Origin of the sequence: Oerskovia sp. NPDC056781 (assembly GCF_042789955.1) — a bacterium.
In the GTDB taxonomy this organism is placed as follows: Bacteria; Actinomycetota; Actinomycetes; order Actinomycetales; family Cellulomonadaceae; genus Oerskovia; species Oerskovia rustica.
This window is the reverse complement of sequence record NZ_JBHUAD010000312.1, coordinates 1-3,727: the sequence shown is the minus strand read 5'-3', so window position 1 is coordinate 3,727 and position 3,727 is coordinate 1. Positions and strand designations below refer to the sequence as shown.

General features: G+C 76.3%; 3 protein-coding genes. All 3 read right to left on the bottom strand.

The annotated features are described in order from the left end of the window. Positions 1-190: 190 nt before the first annotated feature. Genes ACFRCR_RS17625 through ACFRCR_RS17615 form a run of 3 tightly spaced genes read right to left on the bottom strand, consistent with a single transcriptional unit; the run spans position 191 to position 3,646 of the window. On the bottom strand, positions 191-1,468 hold the full coding sequence (locus ACFRCR_RS17625; protein ID WP_377679365.1) for an LLM class flavin-dependent oxidoreductase: 1,278 nt from the start codon (positions 1,466-1,468) through the stop codon (positions 191-193). A 41-nt stretch (positions 1,469-1,509) separates the two neighbouring features. Then, positions 1,510-2,394, bottom strand: a complete 885-nt coding sequence (locus ACFRCR_RS17620) for an NADPH-dependent oxidoreductase (RefSeq protein ID WP_377679363.1) — start codon at positions 2,392-2,394, stop codon at positions 1,510-1,512. A 58-nt stretch (positions 2,395-2,452) separates the two neighbouring features. Continuing rightward, positions 2,453-3,646 carry an FAD-dependent oxidoreductase gene (locus tag ACFRCR_RS17615; RefSeq protein WP_377679367.1) on the bottom strand — a complete coding sequence of 398 codons (1,194 nt, stop codon included), beginning with the start codon at positions 3,644-3,646 and terminating at the stop codon, positions 2,453-2,455. Positions 3,647-3,727 lie beyond the last annotated feature (81 nt).

Below are 3,727 nucleotides of genomic sequence, written 5' to 3'. Positions count from 1 at the left end.
CGGGTCTTTTGTGTATAAGCTCCCGGCGACTGGTCGCGCGGCCGCCCTCGCGGCGGACGTCGATCCGGACGGCCCGGGCGGCGCCGGGGGCCCCCGCGCCGCCGGCCGGGGTGAGGACGGGCTGGTGCTGGGTCATGTCGTCTCCTGGGTGTGGTGGGTGGCGGGTACCGAGGTGGAGGGCTGGCGTCCTCTACCTCGCGAGGGCGGGCTCCCGGGCGGCCGGCTCGGCCGTGTCCGCCGCCAGGCCCCAGTGGTGGGCCAGGAGCTCGAACGAGCGGGCCCGGTGGGCGGGGTCGTGGGCGGCGGTCGTGACCACGATCTCGTCGGCCGCGGTCACGCGCGCCAGGGTCTCGAGGCGTTCGACGACGGTCTCGGGCGACCCGACGAACCGCGTGTCGACGCGGTCCTGGACCGCGGCCCGGTCGGCGTCCGACAGGTCCTCCCACGCCGGCGACGTGCCGGGCGCCGGGTAGGCGATCGCGCCGCCGGCCCCGCGGCGGATCGACAGGACCCAGGCCGTGAACGGCTCGCCGATCCGGCGGGCCTCGTCGTCGGTGTCCGCGACGAGCACGTCTGCCGAGACCACGACGTACGGGCGGTCGAGCACGCCCGGGCGGAAGGCCGCCCGGTACGCCGCGATCGTGTCGAGGGTCGCGGACGGGCCCACGTGGTAGTTCGCGGCGAGCGGCAGGCCGAGCTCGCCCGCGACGCGTGCGCTCACGCCCCCGCTCGACGCGAGGACGAACAGGTCGAACGCCGCACCCTCGACGGGAGGGCTCGTCCATCCGGTGCCCGCGCCGTCGGCGAAAGTCCCTGCGCGCAGCCCGAGGACGAGCTCGAGCTCGGCACGGAACTCCCCCGGGGTCCGGCTCGCGCCCACGACCTCCTTCTGCGCGAGCAGCCGCTCGCGCAGCGCGGAGTCGTTGAAGTCGACGCCGGGCGCCGCGGGGATCAGCAGCCCGTCGACCACGCGCGTCCCGGCCGGGCGCGCGGGGGCGGGCGGGAGCTGCGGTGCGGCCGGTACCTCACCCGTGCCCGACGGCGGGACCTCGCCACTCGCGCTCTTCCCGCCCTTCGCGGGGGGCGGGGTGAAGGCCCGGCCCAGGCCCAGGTCCACGCGCCCCGGGTGCAGGGCCGCGACGGTCCCGAACTGCTCGGCCGCGATCAGCGGGCTCGTCGTGCTCAGCAGCACGGCCCCCGACCCGACGCGGATCCGCGACGTGCGCTCCGCGACGAGGGCCGCGAGGACCGCGGGGGACGCCGACGCGACGCCGGGCGACAGGTGGTGCTCGGCGAACCAGATGCGGCGGTAGCCGAGGGCGTCCGCACGGACCGCGGTGTCGAGGGTGTCGCGCAGTGCCTGGGCGCCTGTCGACCCCTCGCTCACGACGGCGAGGTCGAGGATCGACAGCGGGACCCGGGTCGGGGGCGAGGACTGAGGGGCGGTCGGCTGGTCGGAGGTGGTCATCGAAGGTCCTCTGTGAGTCGGTGGGGGCGCTGGCGGCCGGGTCAGCGGGACGGCAGGCCGCGGGCCGCGAGCGCCGAGTGCAGGTGCGCGTGGCCGCGCTGAGGGCCGGGGATCGCGAGCCGGTCGACCACGCGGCGCCGCCAGCTCTCCGTGAGGCCCTCGTCGCGGTAGAACGGTGCGATGACGTCCTCGTAGGCGTCGACGTGCTCGGCCTGGACGTCGAGGTCGTAGGTCTCGTGGTGCAGCACGGCGGCCTGCGGCAGGCGCGGCTTGACCCGCTCGCCTCCCGCGGGGTCCGGGTGCCCCACGACGAGGCCCACCACCGCGACGGTGCCCTCGGGCAGACCGAGCTCGGCCGCGACCTGCTCGGGGTGGTGGCGCAGCGCGCCGATGTACACGGTCCCGAGCCCCAGCGACTCGGCGGCGACGACGGCGTTCTGCGCGGCGAGCGCCGCGTCGACGAACGCCACGACCGTCGAGTCCAGGTAGTCGGTCCCCTCGAGCGCGGTGCCGTGGGCCTCGCCGATCGCTCGGGCACGCGCCAGGTCCGCGACCCACACGAGCAGGAGCGGTGCCTGCCGGATGTGCTCCTGGCCGCCCGCGAGCGCCGCGAGCCGGTCCTTGCGGCCGGGGTCGGTGACCGCGACGACGCTCCAGAACTGCATGTTGGACGACGTCGGGGCGGACTGCGCGGCCGCGACGAGCGTCGGCAGGACCGTCTCGTCGAGCGGGTCGGGAAGGTAGGCGCGGACCGTGCGGTGCCGCAGGATCCCGTCGATCGCCGCGGTGGGCGGAGCGAGGGGGACGGACTGGTCGGGGCCGTAGCGCTCGGTCAGCGGCGAGGTCGTCGCGGGTGCCGCCTCGGAGCGAGCGGGGTCGGCGGGCGCGGTCTCAGCGAGGGCGGTGAGGTCGGTCGTGGTCGACATGGTGGCCTTTCGGTGGGTCGGGGCGGATGGTGGTGCGTGTCGCAGGCGGGCCTGCCGGTCAGCCCGTCCGGCCGGGGACCTGCGCCACGGGACCTCGCGCGAAGCGAGCCAGGGAGAACAGGCGGTCCGCGGCCTCGGGTGACGCGTCCGGTTCCTCGCGCGCCAGCTCGGCCAGGACGCGCCCGATCGACGGCGCGAACTTGAACCCGTGCCCAGAGAACCCCGCGGCGATCACGACGCGGCCCACGCGGTCGAGCACGAAGTCGTGGTCCGGGGTCGTGGTGTACGTGCACGAGACGGGCACGAGCCGGTCGGCGTCGGCACCCGGCACCCACGTCCGGACGTAGTCCTGGAGCTGGGCGAGCTGCCCCGGCTCGGGACGGAAGGTCCGCCGGTCGGGGTCCGTGCGAGGACCGACGCCGTGGAACCCGACCTTGATCCCCTCGCCCGGGGTCGCGAGCCCGTAGACGCCGCTGGGCCACGCGTGCGGCTCGGCAGGGGCGTGCGTGAACGCCGGCCAGGTGCCCTCCGCCGGTGCACCCGGGGCGAGCGCGAAGTGCGCGGGCTGCTCCTGGGTGACGACGAGGGGCGGGAGGGGCGCTGCGCCGTCGGGCTCGGGGAAGGCCTCCCCCAGCAGGCCCGCGCTCCACGCACCCACGGCGACCACGACCGTGCCCGCGACCAGGTCCCCCCGGTCCGTGACGACACGTACCGAGCCCGGACCCGGGTGGACGTGGCGGACGTGCACGCCGTGGCGGACGTCGGCACCGTGCGCGCGGGCCGCGGACTGGAAGGCTGCGACCGCACGGTCGGCGTGGACGCGCCCGGCCGTCGCGGTCTCGTGCAGGACGTCCCCCTCGAAGCGCAGGCCTGGCCAGCGGTCGGCGGCCTCCTCGGGGCGCAGCCACTCGTGCGGGATGCCCCGCGCGGCGAACGCGTCCCCGATCTCGGTGCGCCGCGGGACACCGTGGCTCACACCTCCCGTCAGCGTGAGGACCGCGTCCACGCGCAGGCCGGCGTCACGCTCGAGCTCGCGCCACAGGCCGAACGCCTCCTGCGCGAGGTCGAGGTACGCGGGCTGGGAGTACGTCGTGCGGTAGATGCGCGACGCGCCGTGCGAGGCGCCGTTCGCGTGGCCGGGCTCGAAGCGTTCGAGCAGGACGACGTCGTGCCCAGCGCGCGCGAGCTGCCACGCCGCGGCGGACCCCATGACGCCGCCGCCGACGACGACGTGCGACACGTGCTCGGTCATGCTGGCTGCCTCTCTCAGGACGGGCCGGTGCTCACGGAAGATGGCCGATGCCGCCCGGCCCGCGGGTCCCAGGAGGAGCCC